Origin of the sequence: Mucilaginibacter sp., assembly GCF_028288185.1 — a bacterium.
GTDB lineage: Bacteria > Bacteroidota > Bacteroidia > Sphingobacteriales > Sphingobacteriaceae > Mucilaginibacter.
This window is the reverse complement of the sequence record NZ_JAQBOF010000032.1, coordinates 12,372-34,935: the sequence shown is the minus strand read 5'-3', so window position 1 is coordinate 34,935 and position 22,564 is coordinate 12,372. Positions and strand designations below refer to the sequence as shown.

Below are 22,564 nucleotides of genomic sequence, written 5' to 3'. Positions count from 1 at the left end.
AAAAATAAGAATTAAACCCCATCCCTATTATACCTATGCTTATAATCAATAGGCGACAACCCAGTTATTTTTTTAAATACTGTCCTGAAGGTTTTAACATCGGTATAGCCAACATCATACATTACTTCGTTAATGTTTTTGCGGGTATTCTCCAGGTGTTTTTTGGCGGCTTCTATTTTTACACGTTGAATGTATTCGGCAGGTGTGTTGTTGGTTGCTTTTTTAAACCTGCGGATAAAATGCCGGCGGCCAATAGCAAAACGAGTGGCAAGGTCCTCGATAGAGATCTTATCTGCCAAATTCTCTTCAATAAATTCCTGCGCTTTTTTGATGGGCTCGTCTTCATGCTTTTTTTGCCCGTTAAACATAATAAACGGCGACTGGCTCTTTCTATCTATCTCCAGGGCAAAAAATTTAGAGATCCGTATAGCCATTTCGCGGCCGGTATATTTTTCTACCATGTTAAGTAATACGTTCCAGTACGAGCTTGCGCCACCGCTTGAGTAAAGGCGATCGGCCTCGGTAATAATACTTCCATCGGCCAGTGCCACTTCCGGAAACATTTCTCTAAACTCATCGGCCAAAAACCAATGGGTTGAACATTCCTTCCCATTTAATAATCCGGTTGATGCCAGCAAAAAAGCGCCTAAACATAATGAAGTTATTTCGGCACCATTATCATATTGTTTAATTATCCATGGCAATAATTCTTTATTACGCTCAATAGTGGTTTTCATGTCGCCGCTAATGGCGGGGATAATCACCAAGTCGGTTTTCTCCACTTCGCTGCACAGGGCATTGGTATTTACAGCGAAGGCGTTATTATTTAATGGTATTTGCCGGGCAAGGCCCACCAATTGCACATCAAAAGCGGGTTCTTTACCTGCCATTATTAAAAACTGGTTAACTGTTGTAAACAAGTACCGCGGGTCAACAACAGCCGCCGGCACTGCATCGTAGGGTACTAAAATAGATATATGTTTCATTTGCTTCATTAAAGTAACGCGCTTATATTGAGGTACTACAAATCAAATTTACTAAAAGCAGGCAAAGAAAAAACTGTATGTCTCAAATAACCCCTTACAATGTCTCAACCCCACGCTACGCAACCTGTTTTGCCGCAATATATTTGTATCAACAAACAACAATTAAAAAACTAAACTAAAAACAATCATGAAAACAACAAAAATTTTATACTGGGTATTTAACGGCCTGTTTGCCTTTGTAATGTTTGGCTCGGCTATCCCTGATGTTATGTCATCGCCTGATGCGGTTAAAGGAATACATAATGGCTTAGGTTATCCGCTTTATTTTGTTCCGTTTATCGGTGTGGCCAAAATATTGGGGGCCATTGTTATTCTTGTTCCCGGGTTCCCCCGTTTAAAAGAATGGGCATACGCAGGTTTGAGTTTCGACCTGATAGCAGCTACTTATTCACTTTACAGCATACCACATCCGGAAGGTCCATGGTATTTTATGTTAATATTCATTGCCCTAGCTGCCGCCGCTTACATTTATTATCATAAAAAGTTAGCATTGACCGCTAAGGCATAAATTATAAGAACACCACATCATGAAAAAATTAAAATTACAGATGCAACTATCTGTAGACGGATATGTTGCGGGCCCAAATGGCGAAATGGATTGGATGAGCTGGGGCTGGGGCGATGATATTAAAGATTACGTTAAAGTACTTACAGACCCGATAGATACCATAATTATGGGCCGCAAACTGGCCGAGGGCTTTATACCACATTGGGCCGGCTTAATGCAAAACCCGGAGACTGCCGATGAGTTTACCCAAAAAATGGTTAATACACATAAGGTTGTTTTTTCTAAAACACTTACAGAATCTACCTGGGACAATACCGACCTGGCAACCGGCGACCTGGTAGAAGAAGTAAAAAAACTAAAAGCAATGGATGGCGGCGATATCATTACATACGGTGGCGCGGGCTTTGCTTCGGCATTGATAAAAGCGGGATTGGTTGACGAGTATCACCTGTTTATAAACCCGGCTGCCATTGGTAATGGTATGCCCATATTTAAACTATTGGATAGTAAACTTGAACTGAAATTAGCTAAAAGCCAAGCTTTTGAAGTGGGTATTGTTGTACTTAATTATGTCCCTGCATAATTATAACATATAGCGGGGTGGCATGAGACGGATTATTGTATCAATGAATATAACCATTGATGGCTTTATGGCCGAGCCGGATGGCGGGCTGGACTGGCACCTGCAAAACTGGACGAGCGACATGGGTCAGCTATTGGCCGAGCAACTAAGCAAAGCTGACACCCTATTATTAGGGCGAAATACCTACAGCGCAATGGCCAGTTACTGGCCCGCTGTAGGTACTAACCTTTGTACAGCACGTAATGACATTGCTTACGCGACTATGATGAACAGCTATCGTAAAATTGTATGTTCAACTACGCTTAAAACTTTAACCTGGAATAACTCGCGGGTGATTAAAACTAACATCCGGCAAGAAATACTTAAACTAAAGCAGCAACCCGGTAAAGACATTATAGTTTATGGCAGTAATAAGCTGGTGCAGTATCTTATAAAATTTAATTTAATAGATGAATACCTGCTTTGGGTATACCCTGTTAGTTTGGGTAGTGGAATAGCACTTTTTAAAAACAGACAAAGCTATAAGCTACTGCATTCGCAAGCACTTTCCTCGGGAGTAATCATTCTTAAATATTGCCGTAAAGCTTAATTTGTTTCTAAAAGCTTCCATCATTTACAAAGCGGTATGCTATTTATTGGTTTTATACGTTATAATGTGCTCAGAGTAATATCTTTGGATTTATAACAACCAATTGTCCTCTGCTATCGTATTGGGATAAAGATTTTCACAATTAAAGCAGCCGGAATAAACTTATATGCATAGAATTGTTTTTTACGTTTTTTTTCTGCTGATCACAGTTTCATTAATTCCGAGGGCATATGCTCAAAAGAAATATACTATTAACGGGACTATTAAAGATGCAGCTACCGGCGAAACCTTAATAGGGGCCACTGTAAAACTGCAAGAATTACAGCAAAACGGAGCCGCGACTAATGGGTATGGCTTTTTTTCGTTAACCGCGCCCGAGGGTGATTATACATTGGTTATAAGTTATATAGGTTATGAAACCATAAACCAGCCCATCAAGCTCAACAAAAACGCACAGGTAAATATTTTGCTTACTGGCAGCAATACGCTAAAAGAAATATCTATTAGCAGCAGTACCCATAAAAACGACAATGTAGATAACCCGCAAATGGGTGTAACGCGGCTTGATCTTAAACAGATAAATAATGTGCCTGTAATATTTGGCGAGAAAGATATTTTAAAAACCATACAGCTTTTACCGGGTGTAAAAACAACCGGCGATGGCAATACCGGCTTTTATGTGCGCGGTGGTGGGTCTGACCAAAATTTGATCCTGCTGGATGAGGCCATTGTATATAACGCATCGCACTTATTTGGCTTCTTTTCAACCTTTAACTCTGATGCCATAAAGGATGTGAGCCTGTATAAAGGTGGTATGCCCGCGCAATATGGCGGCCGCTTATCATCAGTATTGGATATTAAGATGCTGGATGGTAATGATAAAAATTATACAGTGCAAGGTGGTATTGGTTTAATAGCATCGCGTATTAAGGTGGAGGGGCCTATCGTAAAAAACAAAAGCTCATTTATGATAAGCGCCCGCCGTACCTATGCCGATCTTTTTTTAAAACTATCGCCCGACTCGACCACTCGTGGCGCCAGCCTGTATTTTTATGATTTAAATGCTAAATTCCATTATCGATTTGATGATAAAAACACGCTTTACTTATCGGGCTATTTTGGCAAGGATGTATTAGGATTAAAAGACAATTTCGAAACAAACTGGGGCAACCAAACTGCCACATTACGTCTTAATCATATTTTTAACAGCAAGTTGTTTTTAAACACATCGCTTATATACAGTAATTACAATTTTATTATTCAAAGCTTTTCGTCAAACAATGATTTTAAGGTTACTTCAAAAATACGCGACTTTAATCTGAAAGAGGATTTTGAATATTTTTTCTCTGATAAAAACACTTTGCATTTTGGTATTAACACCACCCATCATACCATATCGCCTGGCGATATTAGTTCGTCCAACAGATCTGCGATAAACCCGCAAAGTATTCAGGACCGTAACGGTTTGGAGTCTTCAGTCTATATATCTAACGACTGGCATGCAAGCAATAAATTAAATCTTTTGTATGGGGTTAGGCTGTCTATGTTCTCGTTATTGGGGCCGGGCAGGTTTAATACTTATAATGCTAACGATGTACTTACAGCTTCAAACACTTATAATTCGGGCGATTTTGTGAAAAGCTATATTAACCCCGAGCCGCGTTTTTCTGTAAGCTATAAGTTTAATGATCAAAACTCTTTAAAGGCATCCTATAACCGCAATACGCAAAACATCCACTTAATTTCTAACTCGACAGCCGGCTCGCCTACTGATCTGTATGTAATGAGCAGCAACAATATTAAACCAGGCATTTCAGACCAGGTTGCATTGGGCTTTTTTAAAAACTCGGTCAATAACCAGTATGAGTTCTCTACCGAAATTTATTATAAATGGCTAAAAAATCAGATCGATTATAAAAACGGGGCACAGTTACTTGCCAACCAGGATGTAGAATCGCAATTGGTATACGGTCAAGGCCGTGCATACGGGTTAGAAGTGTTTTTTAAGAAACATTACGGAAAGTTAAATGGCTGGATAGGTTATACCCTATCAAAAACCGAGAACCAGTTTGACGCTATAAATAATGGCAACTATTTTGCCGCAACGCAGGATAGGGTACATGATATGAGTTTAGTACTTATTTATAAACTAAGTACCCGCTGGACATTGTCTGGCACATTTGTATATGGCACCGGCAACGCGGTTACCTACCCACATGGTAAATATTTAGTTGGTGGTTTAACTACCCTTTATTATAGTGATCGCAACTCCGACCGCCTGCCACCATATAGCCGTATGGACCTTGGCGCTACCCTGGAAGGTAAGCAGCATAAACGATTTCACTCCAGCTGGACGTTTGGTTTATATAATGCTTATAACCGCAAAAACCCTTATACCATTACTTTCCAGGACAATCCTGATGATCATACTCGCACACAAGCGGTTAAAACAAGTTTGTTTGGCAGAATACCATCAGTTACTTATAACTTTACTTATTAGTATATGAAAGTTAAATATATATTACCTGCTATAGCTTTATTGAGTATCCTTATCGGCTCATGCAAAAATGTAATAGATCTTAAGCTTAATGATGCTACACCGCAACTGGTAATTGAAGGCAATGTAACAGACCAATTAGGCCCACAAGCTGTAACTATATCAAGATCTGTCCCGCTGGATAATACCAATAGTTTCCCACCGGTAAAGGGCGCCGTAGTAACCCTTACAGATTATAAAGGCACAAACTATACGCTAATAGAGCGTAGCCCTGGCTATTATTACTCCAGCTCTTTTTTGGGCCGATATAATGAAAAATACAGTGTAAAAGTACAGCTTGATGGCAAAACTTATACAGCGTCATCAACCATGCCTGCGAAGGTTACTATTGATTCTGTTGCACTTTCTGTAGAGCATTTTGCGTCTACTACCACCAAAACTATAATTATTTTTTACCAGGACCCACCTAGTGTAAGCAATCAATACCGGTTTATTTTATCAATAAACGGCGTACAGGTAAAACAGATATTTGCCCGGAATGACCAGTTTAATAACGGCCGCTTTGTACAACAGTTACTCTTCCAGGATGATATACCACTTAAAAGCGGCGACAGAGTAGATATTGAAATGCAATGTATTGATGCGCTTATGTATACATACTGGTATACGTTTAGCCAGCAAAAGGCAAACGGTTTTAACTCTACTACGCCAGCAAACCCGCCCAATAATTTCAATGTCGATAATGTGCTAGGCTATTTTAGCGCGCATACCACCCAACATAAAAACATTATAATTCCTTAAGATTTTGTGATGGTTTAATTTACAGCGCCAGGGCTTGACTGCGCAACTAAAAAGTCTTTTAAAGCAACAAGTTTGTCCGTATTGATCAAATCTACGCCGCAGCTTAATATTTCTTTCCAAACAACTTTATTATCAGGCGATGCCCATAGCCTCACTTGTTCGCCATTTTTATGAGCGATGGATACATAGTCGCATAAACGTTGTTTTTCACGCTCGGATATGTTGCCGTTACCTTTCCACTTTAACAACTTTGAATATTTGCAACTGGCCATTCTTGATACGTTGGCTATGGTATCCCGTTCAACCTTACGCAGATCCTCATCAATAAATGCAAGACGATTCTTTTCCTTCCTGACAATATCATAAGGCTTATTGCCCGATAGTACTATGGTAACCGCGCGCATTATAACCTTACCTGTATCATAGCTTGACAATATCGGCCTATATTTTTCAAGCAATGTTTTTAGCTCGGCATAAGTTTTTTTGGCATCGGTTTTAATATCTATCATTAAAGTGACTGATTGATCGTTCCCTGCATATACACGGCCATTGTTTTTAATAGCCTGTGCTGATAAGGGTGCCAGGTATAAATTCTCCAATGTACGTTTACCTTTAAAATAAGGGTTAATATGTGCAACCACTAATTTACCGCCATGTAAAAAAACATCCGCTTCAATATGGGTATAGCCATTGGTTTCGGCATCCAGCAAGGGGCGTTTATGACGATAATCATTATGTGCAAACGCGTTGGCGAGCGTAATACTTTGCGCCTTTACAGCAAGTGGAAGTACAAAAAGCAAACAAACAATAAGTGCTTTTTGCAGAGGAGTATTTGTTTGGGGTATTAACATTTATAACTGTATCATTGTTGTTACTATTTATAAATATATGACTATACTATGATAATTAAAAAAATTTCTGAAAATTTAATCTTATTCTAATCTCAATTTAACACACTTATACGCAATTGTATTATAAATGTTTGGTGATATTTTAACATAAAAGCATAAAAAAGCCTCTCCTAAATGGAAAGGCTCTCTACTAACTATATTGATATTAAAAAAAAACTATTCTGTTTCAACTACCAATTTATCACCGGTAACTTCATCTTTAATTTTGCCTTCCAGTTCGTCCATCAGCTCGGGGTTATCCAATATTAATTGTTTAACCGCATCGCGGCCCTGGCCAAGGCGGGTATCGCCATAGCTAAACCATGAACCTGCTTTTTTAATGATGTTATGTTCAACACCCAGGTCAATGATCTCGCCTGCTTTTGATATACCCTCGCCAAACATAATGTCAAACTCGGCAATACGGAACGGTGGCGCAACCTTATTTTTTACAATTTTTACTTTAACGCGGTTACCAGATACTTCATCACTATCTTTAATTTGTGATATACGGCGCACATCTAAACGTACCGAAGCGTAGAATTTTAACGCGTTACCACCGGTAGTAGTTTCGGGGTTACCAAACATAACACCAATTTTATCGCGTAGCTGGTTAATAAATATACAGCAGCATCCTGTTTTGCTGATAGTACCGGTTAGCTTACGCAATGCCTGCGACATTAAACGGGCGTGCAGACCCATTTTCGAATCGCCCATCTCGCCTTCAATCTCGGCCTTAGGTACCAACGCGGCAACCGAGTCGATAACTAAGATATCAATAGCGCCCGAACGGATCAGGTTATCGGCAATTTCTAAAGCTTGCTCGCCATTATCCGGTTGTGATATTAAAAGGTTCTCCACATCTACACCCAGTTTTTTTGCGTAGAAACGATCAAAGGCATGCTCTGCATCAATAAATGCGGCAATGCCGCCTTTCTTTTGTGCTTCGGCAATGGCATGGATAGCCAATGTTGTTTTACCTGATGATTCAGGCCCGTATATTTCAATAACGCGGCCTTTAGGTAAACCGCCAACGCCTAAAGCGATGTCTAACCCTATTGACCCGGTTGATATAACTTCTATAGGTTCAATTACAGAATCGCCCAACTTCATGATGGTGCCTTTTCCGTATGATTTTTCCAGCTTATCTAACGTAAGCTGTAATGCCTTTAATTTGTCTGCGTTGCTCATCTTTTAATAATATCTTTAGCAAATATAAAAGTTATTTTTAATAATACTAATTTTTTTAGTAATTAATTGCGTTTGTACCAACGTATATTATTTTACGTAAACTTACTTAACCCGCAAATACTAATCAAATATTCTTATCCACACTGCGCTTTGCCAGTTCCTTGCTAATAGTATCTAATGATTTTTTGCGTTTAGCGTCTTTGGCTTTTTTTAGTTTTTGGGCCTCGGCTTTTATTAGGGCGGTTTCGGTATGGGCGCGTTCATAATAACGGCAAAACCACGTAAGGGGGCATATATCACATTTTGGGCTGCGGGCCACGCAGATGTACCGGCCATGCAATATTAACCAGTGGTGCGCTATGGCAAGGGTTTCTGTAGGCAAGTATTTTACCAACTGCTTTTCAACAGCTAAAGGCGTTTTGGCATTGGTGGTCAGGCCTATCCTATCGGCAACTCTAAATACGTGTGTATCTACCGCAATAGCCGGTGCATCGTAAACTACTGATGCAATAACATTGGCGGTTTTGCGGCCCACGCCCGGTAACTTTTGTAATTGGTCAATATCAGACGGAACCACGCCACCAAATACACCCACCAGCATCTGCGCCATGCCTACCAAATGCTTGGCTTTATTGTTGGGATAACTTACACTGCGGATATAAGTAAACACCTCGTCAGCATTGGATGCCGCCAAACTCTCCGCATCCGGGAAACGGGCAAACAGCGCCGGCGTAACCTGGTTAATGCGCTTATCGGTACATTGTGCCGACAGGATAACCGCTACCAGCAACTCGTACGGATTGGTATAATGCAGCTCGGTTTCGGCTTCGGGCTGGTTCTTTGAAAAGTAGTCAACAAAATGGCGGTAGCGTTCTGATCTGAGCATGGAGGCGTAGTTTTAGTCCAAAATCAAAAGTAATAAAAAGCCCTGAGTAAAAGTTTTTACTCAGGGCTCAAGGCTTTCCGACTAACTAAAACTACCTGTGGCTTTTTGAATAATCCAGTATGTAGTGAATGGTTTGAAGTTTTGGCTGCTTTTGCAAAAGCTCCAGGTTAGGGCGTAACGAATGGTAAAACATTAGTTCATCGCCTTCCAGATTTGCTTTTACATTTGCTTTCATCACTTCGCTTTGGTTAGTGAGCTCATTTAAAGTAAAGGTTTCACCCATAAGCTATTAGTTTGTTTTGTTGTTTATACGATGTATAACGTACACCGGTTTCACTTTATTTTATCAAAATGAAAATTAAATGAAATATTTCTTTAGGGTTGGCGCAACTGTCTAATTAATTAACTATTGGTGTGCAAATTAACGTTTGGATTAAGGTTTGGTTGTTAAAGATTAAAGATTGGTTATTGAAGATTAGGGCTTAGCAAATTAAATATAAAGATAGGCCTGGCTTTTAATCTTCAATAACTAATCTTTAAAACAAACTGCCTCTCTGATTAGATAACTTATTGGCTAAAAGCAAAACATTTTGTTGAGATAGTCGCTTATGTATTAAATCATTATGTCTATCTAAATTTAAATAAGCATGTTATGAAAAAATTAAGTTTAATGGTGATTGTGGCGTTACTGGCCTATCAAACCAGTGCCGTAGCACAAACTACTACACCAACTAAAAGCAAAACGAGTTCGAAAAAAAACACAAAAACCACCCAGCCTGCCAACAATTTACACGGGGAACAGTATAGCACAAGCGACCGATCGGGGTTAAACAGTTACCGCCCTGCTACAGATACCACCGCACTTGGCTCTGGCACCACCGATCAAAATGGCCAGCACGGCACTACTGTCAAAACTACTAAAGTTAAAAAAAGCAGTAAAAAACCCATGTCGGCAAAGGTTAAGTCAAATTAAAGCAGGGGTTAAAGGTTAGTTATTGAAGATTAGGCTTGGCAAATTTATTATAAAGCGACAGGCCTAATCACTAATCTCTCACAGCGCTACCTCACGGTTTGGCCTGAATTTTAATAGTTCGGGGTTTACTTTGCCGGCAACCGTGGGGAAAAACGAAAGCGCTTCTTTAACCGTAAAAGCGCCCTGTGCCTGTTTGCCTCTAAGCGAATCCATCTTATGTATCATCGCCAGGTTTTTCATAGCTGTTTCGTGTGTTTTAGCCATCGCGCCGCCCCTGGCTTTCATCATCGAATCCATTTTATGGCTTATAGCTTCTGTTTTGGCCGGGTCAATTACATGTTCATCTTCAATTTTCCTGATTAAAAAATCTTTCTTTCCTATCCAGATGGTTATTGGCCCGCGCAAGTTTGTGCCGGTAATTTTATAGCAATCTTTACCGTTTACCTGTTCTACTGCGGCTAAAACGCGTTTGGTTATGTTTTTGTATAAATTGTTGTTTTTAAAATCAGCCGTTAATAATAATTCAGGGACGATCATTGAAGTGCCTCCCGATACCCCCGCAGCTGCCCCCAAAGCGTGCGGCATACTGACTGGTGCATCTGTACGGTTTACAATGCCCCACCAGGTTTTTACAATATTGTTTGTTCTGTTAATAGTATATAGCGAGTTTGAATTGCCCGGTATATAATATTCAAAATTTATATCGCCTGTATTTACATAGGCAGTTTTAAAAACCGTAGCTGTTTTATGTGGATGGTCTGTTAGAAAGGTTTGTATCAATTTGCCCGAGTCTGTATAGGTTTTAAGGTGACCATAAGCTTTTACTGACAGGCTGATTATAGAATCGGCACTAAGCGGTGCAGGTTTATTTTTTGCAAAACAAACTGAAATAGACAATAAGGACAGAAGTAATACGGCAAATGATTTCATGATAATGCGTTTTTAGGTTATTAATTGGCATTTAAATATACAATTTATTAAACCAAAATATTTATCCCTCCCCAATAAACAAAAAAACCGCCTCCCCGATAATCAGGGGTGGGCGGTTCGCTAAAAACTGCAATGAGAATTTTTAATTTTTTAAGCTCAGCTCTTTGGTTTGCATCATTTTGCGCAGGTTGTTTAGCGCGTAACGCATGCGGCCAAGGGCTGTATTTATACTAACATCGGTTATGTCGGCAATTTCTTTAAAACTCATGTCGCCAAAGTGGCGCATAATCAATACTTCTTTTTGTTCGGATGGTAAAAGTTGTATGAGTGTTTTAAGATCTTTATGGGTTTGTTCCCGTACCATGCGGTCTTCGGTACTTTCATCGTAGTTGCCCAGCACCTCAAAAATATCAAAATCATCGCCATTGCTAACCATCGGCGCGCGCTTCTCGCGGCGGAAATGGTCGATTACCAAATTATGCGCAATACGGGTTACCCAGGGTAAAAACTTACCCTCCTCGTTATATTTACCGGCCCTAAGTGTATTAATAACTTTAATAAACGTATCCTGAAAAATATCTTCGGCCAGGAAATCATCCTTAACCAATAAGTAAATAGAAGTGTAAATTTTTGTTTGATAACGGCGCAGGAGCTCTACTAATCCTTTCTCGTCGCCGGTAATGTACAGATGGATTAGATCCTGATCACTTTGCAATTGAAAATCCATATAAAAGCGTTTACTTTAACTAAGTTTTAAATAATTGTTAAGTATAGCTTCTAGTCGATATAGATCTCTTTAGGGGTTAATAATATTTGTTCCCTCAAATAAAACAATTTCCGAGCTAAAAAGCAAATAATTTTTTTGTGTCATAATATTTATTGCTTTACAATGTTATTTGGATACTGCTAAATATTTTAGGATTTTTGCACTTTAAAAAAAAGATTGACTATTGGCTATATGCCTTTTGACTGAGGTTTTAAACAAAGGTTTAATCAGCAGGCCATCAATATATTATAATTAACAAATGATCAAAGAAGCAGATAAGGACCCTCAAAAACATATCATTATAAAAGGGAGCCGGGTGCATAACCTTAAAAACCTGGATGTGGCTATACCTAAAAACAAGCTGGTTGTGGTAACCGGCATGTCGGGGTCGGGCAAATCATCTCTGGCTTTTGATACCTTATATGCCGAGGGCCAGCGCCGTTATGTAGAGAGCTTATCATCATACGCCCGCCAGTTTTTGGGCCGTATGAACAAGCCCGATGTTGATTATATAAAAGGCATTGCCCCCGCTATCGCTATCGAGCAAAAAGTTATTACCTCAAACCCACGGTCGACTGTTGGGACATCGACAGAGATCTATGATTATTTAAAGCTGCTGTTTTCAAGGATTGGCAAGACTATATCGCCGGTATCGGGCGGGATAGTGAAAAAGGATTCTGTTACCGATGTCATCAACTTTATCATGGCCTTGCCGGATGAAACAATGGCTACCGTGCTTTGCCCGCTATACCCGCATAATAACCGCAGTTTAAAAGAAGAGCTGGCAGTGTTAATGCAAAAAGGTTTTGTCAGGGTTGATTATCATGGTAAAATATCGCGTATTGAAGCATTGTTGGAAGAAGAAGGTTTAGACAATACTGTTTGGGATAATACCGAAGAAAGCACAGCTGTTGACCGTGACCGTTATAAAGATCATGCTGTACATATTGTGATAGACCGTATCACCAAAAACGATTCGGAAGAAACCATGAGTCGCCTGGCCGACTCGGTGCAAACCGCTTTTTTTGAAGGTAAGGGCGATTGTTATGTACGATATCAAGAACCTGATGCATCCGAAGAAAAAGAACGTTTCTTTTGCGATAGGTTTGAGCTTGACGGGATAAGGTTTGAAGAGCCTACACCAAACTTCTTTAGCTTTAACAACCCCTACGGTGCCTGTAAACGCTGCGAGGGTTACGGTAAAGTAATAGGCATTGACGAGGATTTGGTTATCCCCGATAAAAGCAAAACCATATACGAGGGCGCAATTGCCCCCTGGCGCGGCGAGAAAATGCGCGAGTGGAACGATGAGCTGGTAAAACACTCTTTAAAGTTTGATTTCCCTATTCATCGCCAATACAATCAGCTTACTGCCAAAGAGCAAAAGCTATTGTGGACAGGCAATAAATACTTCCGTGGATTGGATGAATTTTTTAAGGAGATGGAAGCGCAAACCTATAAAATACAATATAGGGTAATGCTATCCCGCTACCGTGGTAAAACTACCTGCCCCGAGTGCAAGGGCAGCCGCCTGCGCCATGATGCCACCTACGTTAAGATAAACGACCACTCCATTACTGATGTGGTTTTAATGGCCCTAGATAAAGCGCTGGAGTTTTTCCAGAACCTAACCTTAAACGAAACCGATATTATAGTAGGTAAGCGTTTATTGACCGAGATCACTAACCGTTTAAGTTTTTTAAATGATGTGGGATTGAGCTATTTAACGCTGAACAGATTATCAAACACCTTATCAGGCGGTGAGTCGCAACGGATAAACCTGGCTACCTCTTTAGGTAGTAGTTTAGTAGGATCGATTTATGTATTGGATGAGCCAAGTATCGGCTTGCATCCAAAAGATACGCAGCGTTTAATTACCGTACTAAAATCTCTTAGAGATGTAGGTAATACCGTTTTAGTGGTTGAACATGAAGAAGAGATCATGAAAGCTGCCGATCATATTATTGACATTGGCCCGGCTGCCGGCACCCATGGCGGCGAACTGATCTTCAGTGGTACTTATAACGAAATTATAAAAGACGATAACAGCCTTACCGGCAGATACCTGAGCGGTAAGGAAGAAATAGCCATACCCACCAGTCGCCGTAAATGGAATGATTTTATTGAGATAAAAGGTGCAAGAGAAAACAACCTGCAACATGTTACGGCTAAGTTTCCGTTAGGGGTATTTACCGCTGTTACCGGTGTATCAGGTTCGGGTAAAACAAGTTTGGTGAAACGCATACTGGCCCCTGCCCTGCAAAAAACATTAGGCAATTATAATGGCGAACAAACCGGCAGCTATGATGCTATTGAGGGCGACTATGCAAAAATTGAACAGGTTGAGTTGGTCGATCAAAACCCGATAGGTCGTTCGTCACGCTCTAACCCGGTTACTTATGTTAAGGCCTGGGACGAGATACGTAACCTGTTTGCAGCGCGCCCGGTTGCTAAAGCTGCGGGGTTAAAACCATCGGCATTCTCTTTTAACGTAGAGGGTGGCCGTTGCGATGTTTGCCAGGGCGAAGGCGAGGTAAAGATTGAAATGCAGTTTATGGCTGATATCTTCCTGACCTGCGAAACCTGCGGCGGCAAACGTTTTAAACAACATATCCTTGACGTTACCTACAATGAGAAGAATGTAAGCGAGGTACTAAGCATGACCATTGAAGAGGCGCTGGAATTCTTTGCTGCCGAGCCGAAGATAATCGCCAAAATAAAGCCATTGTTTGAGGTAGGATTGGGTTATGTGCAATTAGGGCAATCATCCAACACATTATCAGGAGGTGAGGCACAGCGAATTAAACTGGCATCGTTCCTGGTTAAGGGGAATAATCCGCATAAAACCTTATTCATATTTGATGAGCCTACTACAGGCCTGCATTTTGCGGATATTAAAAAGCTGCTGAAATCATTCAATGCGCTGTTAGAACACGGTAACACTATTATCGTTATCGAACATAATATGGACGTTATAAAATGCGCCGACTGGATTATAGACATTGGCCCCGAAGGCGGCGACCGTGGCGGTAAAGTTGTATTTGAAGGTTTGCCTGAGGATTTGATTAAAGTTAAGGGGAGTTATACAGGGGAATTTTTGAAGGAGAGGTTTTAATATTAAACCATATTCTTGCGCTCGTCTGTGACGAGTGCTTAACATGGTTTTGCGATTGCATCGCAAATCAACTACCTTAGTACTATGTCACATCAATATCGGGTTAGAATTAACATTAAGTAAAAAATGAAAGAGCGGGCGTTATGGTATTCCTTGATAGTATGGTTTATTAGCGTAGTATTGGGTCCACTCATTTTATCTTTTAGTTGTTGGTTAAAAACTGGCTCTACTGGACTAGATGTATATCCCGTTTTTTTAATTATGGGAGGCATAATGTCTGCTCCAAGCGGGATGGTGTTATACATATGTTGCTTGAGGTTGATCGATAGGAGCAAAAGTGAAATATGGTTGAAATTAATTCTGACACCAATTGCAATCTTTTTAACTTACTTACCCTTCGCTATTCTCTATTTACTCGATCAAATTACAAGAGTCGGCTCATTTGAATTAAGCTGGCCGTATTGCACTGCTATCATAATATGTATTTGGCTTGTTAGATTTAAAATACGCAAACAGAATATGTCGACGATTGCCGTTAATTAATAACAAATTGGTTATTGCCAAGTACTCATACAACAGTCAGCATACCACCATCCTATTGTCAAATCAATAATTCCATAAATCAATCATTCAATATTTGGCTATCTTAGCTTTGATGAATAAACTGATCGGTTATGTATGCGTTTTGTTCCTGTTAGTGCAGGCTTTACCTTCCTGCAACTCATCCGATAGCAACAAACAAAAAACCGTTTTCAATATTAATTTAGACGAGGGCCTTACCTCGCTCGATCCTGCTTTTTGTCGCAACCATAACACCATCTGGATGGATAACCAGCTCTATAACGGCTTGGTACAGATAGACGATAGTTTAAAAACCTCGCCATGTATTGCCAAAAGCTGGGAGATCTCGCCTGATGGTAAAATCTATACTTTCCATTTACGCGACGAAGTGAGTTTTCAGGACGATGCCCATTTTAAAAACGGAATAGGCCGCCAAGTTACCGCTGCTGATTTTGCCTATAGCTTTAGCCGGTTGATAGACCCTAAAGTTATGTCATCAGGCTCATGGATATTTAGCGATAAGGTGGCGGGTAAACAAGCTTTTGAGGCAGTTGATGACAGCACGTTCCGCATTACTTTAAAACAGCCTTTCGCGCCGTTTATTAGTATGTTGACAGCGCAGTATTGCTCGGTAGTGCCTAAAGAGGTGGTTGAGTTTTATGGTAAGGATTTCCGTAGCCATCCGGTGGGGACTGGTCCGTTTAAGTTTAAGTACTGGAAAGAGGGCGAGGTAATGGTGCTGCTAAAAAACGAAAAGTATTGGGAGCGGGATAACAAAGGCAAACAACTACCTTATCTGGATGCTGTTCGCGCTACTTTTATTGATGATAAGCAAACCTCGTTCATGGAGTTTATTAAAAAGAAGCTCGACTTTTTTAATGATATAGACGGCAGCTACCGCGATGATATTTTAACCAAATCGGGCCAGATAACCCGTAAGTATAAGGGGCAATTTGTGATAAGCACCGGGCCCTATTTAAATACCATGTATTTGGGGATGCTGGTAGATACTACCTTGCCGATAGTAAAACACTCGCCGTTGCGGATATTGAAGGTAAGGCAGGCCATTAATTATGCTATTGATAAGCAAAAGCTGATAAAATACCTGCGCAATAGTTTAGGCACACCGGGCAACCAGGGGTTTATCCCCAAAGGTATGCCGGGCTTTAATGAAACCGCGATTAAAGGCTATACTTATAACCCTGCCAAGGCCGCCCGGCTATTAGCCGAGGCCGGTTACCCCAACGGCGCCAATATGCCGTCCATAACGCTTACCACCACCGTAGCCTACCATAACCTGATAGAATACATACAAGCCGAACTGGACCGCGCCAATATAAAAACCAAAATAGAAGTTACCCAAGGTGCCAGTCTGCGCGAAATGGTGGCCAAGAACGGTATTAACTTTTTTAATGGGGCATGGATAGCCGATTATCCTGATGGCGAGAATTACTTGTCGCTGTTTTATTCAAAAAACAAAATACCATTTGGCCCTAATTATACCGGATTTAACAGCCCCGAATTTGACAAGCTATTTGAGCAAGCTTATCATGTAAAAAGCGATGAGCAGCGTTTTGCCCTGTACCGCCAAATGGATAACGTGATAATGGCTAACGCCCCGGTAGTGGTGTTATATTATGATAAGCGGGTAAACCTGTATCAGAATAATATATCAGGATATAGTTTGAACGCGCAGAATCTTCTCACATTGAAACGCGTAAAAAAACTGTAGAGACGCAATACTTTGCGTCTCCGTGCACCATGCCGCGTTAGGGATGGAAATGGATACCGGCCCGTTTCAGTAGGCAGTTATTAGTTCGCAGTTAGCAGGTATTTGCAGGGCGGTATTTATTGCACAAACTGGGCCTAACGCCTTGTGCGCGTATGAATGTACAGCCCGGCCCGAAGGGAAACGCAATAGTTCAGTAAGCAGTTATAAGTTAGTAGTGGGCAGCAAAATAATCGTAAATAAAAAAAGCGACCTGATCAAATCAAGCCGCCTTTAAATTATAAATTCAAATCAATTCCGAAATCCGAAATCAGCTTACGCCATTTGCCTTCTGATAATATTAAGCGCGCCACCTGCTTTAAACCACTCTATCTGCTGCGCATTATAAGTGTGGTTAACCGGGAACGACTCGGTAGTACCATCATGATGATGCAGCACAACGGTTAACTGTTTGCCGGGGGCAAAGGTGGTTAAACCGGTGATATCAATTTTATCATCTTCCTGGATCTTATCGTAATCGTTGCTATCGGCAAAGGTAATGCCCAGCATACCCTGTTTCTTTAAGTTGGTTTCGTGGATACGGGCAAACGATTTTACCAGTATGGCACGTACACCCAGGTGACGGGGCTCCATAGCCGCGTGCTCGCGTGATGAACCTTCGCCATAGTTCTCATCGCCCACTACAATTGAACCTATGCCATGCGCTTTATAAGCACGCTGAGTGGCAGGTACCGGGCCGTACTCGCCGGTTAATTCGTTTTTAACAGTGTCTGCTAAGTTGTTGAAGTAGTTGATAGCGCCTATCAGCATATTGTTACTGATATTATCTAAATGACCGCGGAACTTCAACCATGGGCCAGCCATGCTGATATGATCTGTAGTACATTTACCTTTAGCTTTAATTAACAACTTTAAGCCGGTAATATCTGTGCCTTCCCAAGCCTTAAATGGCTCCAGCAATTGCAAGCGCGATGATGTTGGGCTAACCTTAACCACAACCTGGCTGCCATCTTCGGCAGGGGCCTGGTAGCCGGCATCTTCAACTGCATAGCCTTTTACCGGCATTTCAATACCTAACGGCTCGTCCAGTTTTACCTGCTCACCTTTTTCGTTGGTCAGGTAGTCGGTTAACGGGTTAAATGTCAGATCGCCTGCTATAACTAAAGCGGTCACCACTTCCGGCGATGCTACGAAAGCATGTGTATTTGGGTTCCCGTCCTGACGTTTAGCAAAGTTACGGTTGAACGATGTTATAATAGAGTTCTTACGTGTCGGGTCATCCGTATGACGAGCCCACTGGCCGATACACGGGCCGCAAGCATTAGCCAAAACCACACCACCCATTTTTTCGAAAGTATCTAAATAACCATCGCGTTCAACAGTATAGCGTACCAATTCAGAACCCGGAGTAATGGTAAACTCGGCTTTAACTTTCAAACCTTTATCAATAGCCTGTTTGGCAATAGAAGCCGAACGGGTAATATCCTCGTAAGATGAATTGGTACATGAACCTATCAAACCAACTTCCAGTTTCTCTGGCCAGTTATTCTCTCTAACCGCTGTCGCGAATTTAGAGATAGGCCATGCCAGATCAGGCGTAAACGGACCGTTAATATGCGGCTCCAGTTCGCTTAGGTTAATTTCTATTACCTGGTCAAAGTATTGCTCAGGGTTTGCGTACACTTCGGCATCGCCGGTTAAGTGTTCGGCAACGGCATCGGCAGCATCAGCTATCTCGGCACGTTTGGTACCGCGTAGGTAAGTGGCTATCTTTTCGTCATAACCAAATACGGATGTGGTAGCGCCAATTTCGGCACCCATGTTACAGATGGTACCCTTACCCGTAGCAGAAAGCGATTGCGCGCCTTCGCCAAAATATTCAACTATAGCGCCGGTACCACCTTTAACGGTTAGTATGCCGGCAACTTTTAAAATCACGTCTTTTGCTGATGTCCAGCCTGATAATTTACCGGTTAATTTAACACCTATCAGTTTAGGGAATTTTAGCTCCCATGGCAAACCGGCCATAACATCGCAGGCATCGGCACCGCCAACACCAATGGCAACCATACCTAAACCACCCGCGTTTGGCGTATGGCTATCAGTACCAATCATCATACCACCGGGGAACGCGTAGTTCTCTAAAACAACCTGGTGAATAATACCTGCTCCCGCTTTCCAGAAACCAATACCGTATTTATCAGATACCGAAGCCAGGAAATCATAAACCTCGCGGTTAACATCAATGGCGGTATGCAGATCTTCGACAGCGCCAACCTTGGCCTGGATCAGGTGATCGCAATGTACCGTACTTGGTACCGCTACTTGTGGGCGACCCGCCTGCATAAATTGCAGCAGCGCCATTTGCGCCGTAGCATCCTGCATCGCAACACGATCCGGCGCGAAGTCGACATAATCAACCCCACGGCCATAAGCCTGCTTTGCATCACCCTCACTTAGGTGAGCGTATAATATTTTTTCGGTTAAAGTTAGGTGTTTACCGGTCGCGGTACGGGCAGCAGCCACACGGGTGCTGTAACGATCGTAAACCTTTTTGATCATGTCTAAATCAAAAGCCATTTCTGTTATATTTAAGTAAGAAGGATAAACGTATTTGCCTTATTTTCATCAGTATTCCCAATAAAATTAAGGCGTGCGGCGAATTTACAAAATATAACGCTTAATGCGAAGTCGCTGTATTGTCAAATGTTATTTGGAGCTTTTCTAAATTGGTTGGGGAAGATTGGTGGGGAAGATTGGTGATTGAAGATTATTAATAGTTGTTTGTTTTTAATTGTATTAATGAACTCGCTTTGCTCGGTTAAAGATTGGGCCTGGCGCGGGATGTGGTGGGACGGCCCGTGCGATTCCCTCCCCACGGGAGGGTGTAGGGAGGGGTTTAGTAAAGCGATAAGAAACTAACCGACTTCCAAATCACTGCAAACTGCCAACTAAAAACTGCCAACTGAACAAGGGCGTTGCCTACGGGCCAGGCTTTCCGCTTATACGGCTATAAGCATTAGGCGCGATGGCCGGTATTCGCTGCAATCCTTAACGCGGCCCGCGCGTTGTCATGCTGAGGCTCAATGTTTATTTACTATATTTATCTTTCAAAAACTTATCTTTTTCTTCATCGCTGAAAAATCGTTTCCATATTATTGAAACTGGTTTGATTATACATACTAATAATACTGCACTGACAATCCCTTTGACAAGGTCTTTTCTTCCATCTGTTAATTTTTCAAACCAACCGTCCATTAAAGAAGAAACATAGTTCCAGTTCTCTTTTTGACAGAACAAAACTAGAAAAACATGAAGGATAACTATAAATACTGGAATCAAATACCATAGCGATTTTCTTCTCCAAGAAGTTACTTTATTTAAAGTATCTATAGTTTCTATTTGATTTATCAAGTTTCTGTTTCCTTGCTTTACCTCACTAAGTATTTTTTCGGCATTACTCAATTTCAACGCGCCGTCAATTGTCAATTGACCTTCTGTTAATTTACTGAAATTTGGAGTTTTTTCTCTTTTTTTGATGTTTCCCAGCATGTTATAGACTTTAACAGTGCCGTGCAATTCGTTAACCTCTGCTTCAAGTTTTTTAGTTCTAACCGAATCAAATTCATATTTATCACTCATTGCAGTTAATAATTCATTGCTTCTATTTAACTTTCCTTCGACATCTCCAAGAGTATCTGATAACTGTGAATATTTTTTTTGAATTTCCGCTTCTACAAACTCTTTTAATATTTCGGCATCACTTTCAAACTCCTTAAATTTCGATAAGAAGATTTCATCTTTAATTGCGCTTAGTATTAATTTTTCATCCGATATACCCATGTTATAAAAATATTTAACACTTCTTATCGTGACTTTTGAGGTATGGTAATTATTATCTAAAGCTGGAGTGGAAATCGTTTTAACAAATGCCCTTCGGTAATCATCTGACTTTACCGGCGAATATTTTAATAGTTTTTTAAGTAAAATAGATGGTGAAAAAAAGTTAGGGATATGTATTCCATCTTTCCTTTTCATTATCAAATAGTTATCATATTTAATGAGTCTTTTATCTAATGTGACTCCTAAATACTTTACGTCATTAATTGTATTACCTGTACTTTCTCTAAGAAATATTATGGCTTCTCGTAAAAAAACATCATGAAAAATTTGCTTTGCATCTTTTGGACCTTTTATTTTGATACCTTTCTCCGCTCTTGTTTCATCTAAAATTTTTAAATGATCATTATAGTTGCTTTCTCTATCTCTTAAATATTCTACCTGATCGGAAAGCTTTTCAAATGGGTATCTAAATATCTCTATGCCTTTACTTTTCAAATTATTTACTGCATGCCCAACTATATCTAAAGGGTGGGGCGTATTTTCCATATCTATCAATTTCTTTTCAAAATAGCGCATTGAAAAATTGTCGATTTGCTCAGACTCTACTAAAGCATGAATTTGGGAGTAAAGTAAATTGCGAGGTATATTTGCATCAAAATCTTTACTTCTATTTTGCAATTCCTGAAGAGTAATATTTAGATAATGAAATTTTATTTTTAATTGTCGCCCTAATTCTACTACTGCTTTAGCGGCTTCATTTTCTGGATGGGAATGTAAGTCTAAGATGGAATAAAGAAAATTTGTATCGACGAATATTGTCCAATCAAAAGTTATTTCTTCATAAATATGATTGTATTCATCTTTAGATAATCCTAAGGCGAAAAAAGCTTCTGCTTTATTAGCAAGATTTAACAGATAATCTAATCCCTCGGTTGTAACTTCCTTAGAAAAATTGTCTATATATTCCCTAAAAATCTTTTTTAAATTTTGATTTGTAAGTCCATTTTCATATTTACTTATTAGAGATTTTAAGTCTATTTCACCTTCACTATAGTTACCCCTACCGCTGAAAATATTTAATGCATTTTTTCCATGATCTAAATAACATTCATATAAATAATTGGTAAACGTTGACCAAAGAAGTTTAATGTCTTCTTGGCTTAATACACCATTAGAAAATTTTTTTACACTATTAGTAAAATTTTCTAATCGAATTTTCTCAGCATCATCATTTTCAGAAACAACTTTTCTTAGCTGGACGAATCGCTCAGTAGTTAATTTATATTTGTTATTCTCCCCCTTAATTATTGCGTTGCTATCAATTAGTTTTCCTAAACCTTCTTCTAATTCAGATTTATGTAATTCTAATATTAACTCTTCTTTTATAAGCACATTCAATTCGTCAGAGGAAACCTCGTCATTAATACAAAATAATATGTATTCGACAATTCCATCGATGGTTTTGTCTCTGGCGTCAGATTTTGCTAAATCTAATGATCGAATTATTTTATCTAAATTCATTGTTAGTCTTTGTTATATACAATAACGGATGTAGTAAATTATTTATGTTAAGTTTAATAGTTGGTTTCAAATGTGCTTTTACATTCAAACAGAAGCAACCGAACTATAACTTATTGTATATCAAAATTATAAAAT

Annotated in this window: 17 protein-coding genes; 8 read left to right on the top strand and 9 right to left on the bottom strand. The window is 40.1% G+C overall.

Going from position 1 to position 22,564, the window contains the following annotated elements; genetic code table 11:
* Positions 1-11 precede the first annotated feature (11 nt).
* Positions 12-986: a GlxA family transcriptional regulator gene (locus JWQ34_RS14615; RefSeq protein ID WP_299358306.1), complete on the bottom strand. Its 975-nt coding sequence runs from the start codon at positions 984-986 to the stop codon at positions 12-14.
* A gap of 187 nt (positions 987-1,173) precedes the next feature.
* Between JWQ34_RS14615 and JWQ34_RS14610 the strand changes: the two genes are divergently transcribed.
* The 5 genes from JWQ34_RS14610 (at position 1,174) to JWQ34_RS14590 (ending at position 6,024) form a co-directional block, all read left to right on the top strand.
* Positions 1,174-1,554 carry a DoxX family protein gene (locus JWQ34_RS14610; protein ID WP_299358304.1) on the top strand — a complete coding sequence of 127 codons (381 nt, stop codon included), beginning with the start codon at positions 1,174-1,176 and terminating at the stop codon, positions 1,552-1,554.
* Positions 1,555-1,573: 19 nt separating this feature from the next.
* Positions 1,574-2,137, top strand: coding sequence for a dihydrofolate reductase family protein (locus tag JWQ34_RS14605; protein WP_299358302.1), 564 nt, complete (start codon positions 1,574-1,576; stop codon positions 2,135-2,137).
* A 22-nt stretch (positions 2,138-2,159) separates the two neighbouring features.
* Positions 2,160-2,726, top strand: coding sequence for a dihydrofolate reductase family protein (locus JWQ34_RS14600; RefSeq protein WP_299358300.1), 567 nt, complete (start codon positions 2,160-2,162; stop codon positions 2,724-2,726).
* A gap of 166 nt (positions 2,727-2,892) precedes the next feature.
* Complete coding sequence (locus JWQ34_RS14595) at positions 2,893-5,226, top strand: TonB-dependent receptor (RefSeq protein ID WP_299358298.1); 2,334 nt, start codon at positions 2,893-2,895, stop codon at positions 5,224-5,226.
* A 3-nt stretch (positions 5,227-5,229) separates the two neighbouring features.
* Positions 5,230-6,024, top strand: a complete 795-nt coding sequence (locus JWQ34_RS14590; RefSeq protein ID WP_299358296.1) for a DUF4249 domain-containing protein — start codon at positions 5,230-5,232, stop codon at positions 6,022-6,024.
* 14 nt (positions 6,025-6,038) lie between these two features.
* Here JWQ34_RS14590 and JWQ34_RS14585 read toward each other — a convergent pair whose 3' ends face one another.
* From JWQ34_RS14585 to JWQ34_RS14570, 4 genes are all read right to left on the bottom strand, one after another.
* Positions 6,039-6,875, bottom strand: coding sequence for a phosphatidylinositol-specific phospholipase C/glycerophosphodiester phosphodiesterase family protein (locus tag JWQ34_RS14585; RefSeq protein ID WP_299358294.1), 837 nt, complete (start codon positions 6,873-6,875; stop codon positions 6,039-6,041).
* Positions 6,876-7,091: 216 nt separating this feature from the next.
* Positions 7,092-8,105: a recombinase RecA gene (gene recA, locus JWQ34_RS14580; RefSeq protein WP_299358292.1), complete on the bottom strand. Its 1,014-nt coding sequence runs from the start codon at positions 8,103-8,105 to the stop codon at positions 7,092-7,094.
* A gap of 124 nt (positions 8,106-8,229) precedes the next feature.
* The gene (gene nth, locus JWQ34_RS14575; RefSeq protein WP_299358290.1) at positions 8,230-8,991 is read right to left on the bottom strand and encodes an endonuclease III; all 762 of its coding nucleotides are present in this window, start codon (positions 8,989-8,991) and stop codon (positions 8,230-8,232) included.
* Positions 8,992-9,082: 91 nt separating this feature from the next.
* The gene (locus JWQ34_RS14570) at positions 9,083-9,274 is read right to left on the bottom strand and encodes a hypothetical protein (RefSeq protein WP_299358288.1); all 192 of its coding nucleotides are present in this window, start codon (positions 9,272-9,274) and stop codon (positions 9,083-9,085) included.
* Between the two features lie 369 nt (positions 9,275-9,643).
* Here JWQ34_RS14570 and JWQ34_RS14565 point away from each other — a divergent pair, with 369 nt between their 5' ends.
* Entirely contained in the window at positions 9,644-9,964 is a 321-nt protein-coding gene (locus tag JWQ34_RS14565) for a hypothetical protein (protein WP_299358286.1), read from the top strand.
* A gap of 78 nt (positions 9,965-10,042) precedes the next feature.
* On the opposite strand, the gene JWQ34_RS14560 is transcribed toward JWQ34_RS14565, so the two are convergent.
* Positions 10,043-10,894 (bottom strand): hypothetical protein, encoded by an 852-nt coding sequence (locus tag JWQ34_RS14560; protein WP_299358284.1) that lies wholly within the window; start codon positions 10,892-10,894, stop codon positions 10,043-10,045.
* A 142-nt stretch (positions 10,895-11,036) separates the two neighbouring features.
* On the bottom strand, positions 11,037-11,621 hold the full coding sequence (locus JWQ34_RS14555; RefSeq protein ID WP_299358282.1) for a sigma-70 family RNA polymerase sigma factor: 585 nt from the start codon (positions 11,619-11,621) through the stop codon (positions 11,037-11,039).
* A 298-nt stretch (positions 11,622-11,919) separates the two neighbouring features.
* On the opposite strand from JWQ34_RS14555, the gene uvrA reads away from it, so the two are divergent.
* On the top strand, positions 11,920-14,775 hold the full coding sequence (gene uvrA / locus JWQ34_RS14550; RefSeq protein ID WP_299358280.1) for an excinuclease ABC subunit UvrA: 2,856 nt from the start codon (positions 11,920-11,922) through the stop codon (positions 14,773-14,775).
* Between the two features lie 655 nt (positions 14,776-15,430).
* A complete protein-coding gene (locus JWQ34_RS14545) occupies positions 15,431-17,068 on the top strand; it encodes an ABC transporter substrate-binding protein (RefSeq protein ID WP_299358278.1) in 1,638 nt (545 codons plus the stop codon).
* A gap of 312 nt (positions 17,069-17,380) precedes the next feature.
* On the opposite strand, the gene JWQ34_RS14540 is transcribed toward JWQ34_RS14545, so the two are convergent.
* Together JWQ34_RS14540 and JWQ34_RS14535 are read right to left on the bottom strand one after the other, a co-directional pair.
* Entirely contained in the window at positions 17,381-19,645 is a 2,265-nt protein-coding gene (locus JWQ34_RS14540; protein ID WP_299358276.1) for an aconitate hydratase, read from the bottom strand.
* A gap of 510 nt (positions 19,646-20,155) precedes the next feature.
* Positions 20,156-22,429: a hypothetical protein gene (locus tag JWQ34_RS14535; protein WP_299358274.1), complete on the bottom strand. Its 2,274-nt coding sequence runs from the start codon at positions 22,427-22,429 to the stop codon at positions 20,156-20,158.
* Positions 22,430-22,564: the final 135 nt, after the last annotated feature.

Excerpts from the sequence above, each read along its gene's own strand:
- JWQ34_RS14545 (WP_299358278.1), top strand. The coding sequence starts at position 15,431 with ATGAATAAACTGATCGGTTATGTATGCGTTTTGTTCCTGTTAGTGCAG.
- JWQ34_RS14565 (WP_299358286.1), top strand. The coding sequence starts at position 9,644 with ATGAAAAAATTAAGTTTAATGGTGATTGTGGCGTTACTGGCCTATCAA.
- JWQ34_RS14540 (WP_299358276.1), bottom strand. The coding sequence starts at position 19,645 with ATGGCTTTTGATTTAGACATGATCAAAAAGGTTTACGATCGTTACAGC.
- JWQ34_RS14590 (WP_299358296.1), top strand. The coding sequence starts at position 5,230 with ATGAAAGTTAAATATATATTACCTGCTATAGCTTTATTGAGTATCCTT.
- JWQ34_RS14570 (WP_299358288.1), bottom strand. The coding sequence starts at position 9,274 with ATGGGTGAAACCTTTACTTTAAATGAGCTCACTAACCAAAGCGAAGTG.
- recA (WP_299358292.1), bottom strand. The coding sequence starts at position 8,105 with ATGAGCAACGCAGACAAATTAAAGGCATTACAGCTTACGTTAGATAAG.
- uvrA (WP_299358280.1), top strand. The coding sequence starts at position 11,920 with ATGATCAAAGAAGCAGATAAGGACCCTCAAAAACATATCATTATAAAA.
- JWQ34_RS14595 (WP_299358298.1), top strand. The coding sequence starts at position 2,893 with ATGCATAGAATTGTTTTTTACGTTTTTTTTCTGCTGATCACAGTTTCA.
- JWQ34_RS14560 (WP_299358284.1), bottom strand. The coding sequence starts at position 10,894 with ATGAAATCATTTGCCGTATTACTTCTGTCCTTATTGTCTATTTCAGTT.
- JWQ34_RS14615 (WP_299358306.1), bottom strand. The coding sequence starts at position 986 with ATGAAACATATATCTATTTTAGTACCCTACGATGCAGTGCCGGCGGCT.
- JWQ34_RS14535 (WP_299358274.1), bottom strand. The coding sequence starts at position 22,429 with ATGAATTTAGATAAAATAATTCGATCATTAGATTTAGCAAAATCTGAC.
- JWQ34_RS14555 (WP_299358282.1), bottom strand. The coding sequence starts at position 11,621 with ATGGATTTTCAATTGCAAAGTGATCAGGATCTAATCCATCTGTACATT.
- JWQ34_RS14610 (WP_299358304.1), top strand. The coding sequence starts at position 1,174 with ATGAAAACAACAAAAATTTTATACTGGGTATTTAACGGCCTGTTTGCC.
- JWQ34_RS14585 (WP_299358294.1), bottom strand. The coding sequence starts at position 6,875 with ATGTTAATACCCCAAACAAATACTCCTCTGCAAAAAGCACTTATTGTT.
- nth (WP_299358290.1), bottom strand. The coding sequence starts at position 8,991 with ATGCTCAGATCAGAACGCTACCGCCATTTTGTTGACTACTTTTCAAAG.
- JWQ34_RS14605 (WP_299358302.1), top strand. The coding sequence starts at position 1,574 with ATGAAAAAATTAAAATTACAGATGCAACTATCTGTAGACGGATATGTT.
- JWQ34_RS14600 (WP_299358300.1), top strand. The coding sequence starts at position 2,160 with ATGAGACGGATTATTGTATCAATGAATATAACCATTGATGGCTTTATG.